This window comes from Eubacterium sp. An11, assembly GCF_002161065.1.
Taxonomy (GTDB): Bacteria; Bacillota; Clostridia; order Lachnospirales; family Lachnospiraceae; genus Anaerobutyricum; species Anaerobutyricum faecale.
Genome location: NZ_NFLV01000100.1, coordinates 1 through 656, shown reverse-complemented (window position 1 = coordinate 656; position 656 = coordinate 1). Strand labels below are relative to the sequence as shown.

At 56.2% G+C, this 656-nt stretch carries 1 pseudogene; it reads right to left on the bottom strand.

The features are described 5' to 3' along the window. Positions 1–656, bottom strand: a pseudogene (locus B5E53_RS19915) (hypothetical protein); the annotation flags it as partial.

Genomic DNA, 656 nt, shown 5'->3' with positions numbered 1-656 from the left:
GCACGGAGCTTTTCCTTCTCCGCCCGCTCTTCCCGGCGCTTTGCTATCTTTGCGCATTTCTGCTCATAGGCTAACTGCCGGATATCTTCTCTGGCCTGCCTGCGGATGCCCCGCCGGGTGGAGGTATCGAAGGATTTATGCTCACGAACCTTTGGCTCCCGTTTCTTTTTCCGTTTCGTTTTCCCAGAAGGAGTGGGGGAAGGGGAGCCGGACAGATCCTGCTGGGGCGCCTCTTTCGTGGGAGGTGCATCGTCCTGCTGACCGGCCCCCTCAAAAGGGGGAGAATCCTCCAAAGAGCCCTTTTTCGTTTTCTTCCGCCGTTCCCGTTTGGCAGGCTTTTTTGCTTCTTTCGTGCCAGGCTGCTTCTGCCGTTTCTTCTTTGGCTCCGGCATTGCGTCAGAGCGGTAAACCACCCGCCGGTTCTTCAAAAAGCGAAGGGCGTTCATAAGGAAAGCAGTGATGCTCTCTCCGCCGATCCCGATGAGGGATACCATGGCCGCCGGAAGGGCAGTCATGCAAAGGATGATGATGCGGGTGGTCAGGGAAAACGGCAGGTGGACCACCGGCACCCCGATCAGCAGGGCGAAAATAATGGCTTCAATGGCATTGCGGATGTCAAAGGTGCCGTTTAAGATCTTGCCCTTTTCGATGAAGTT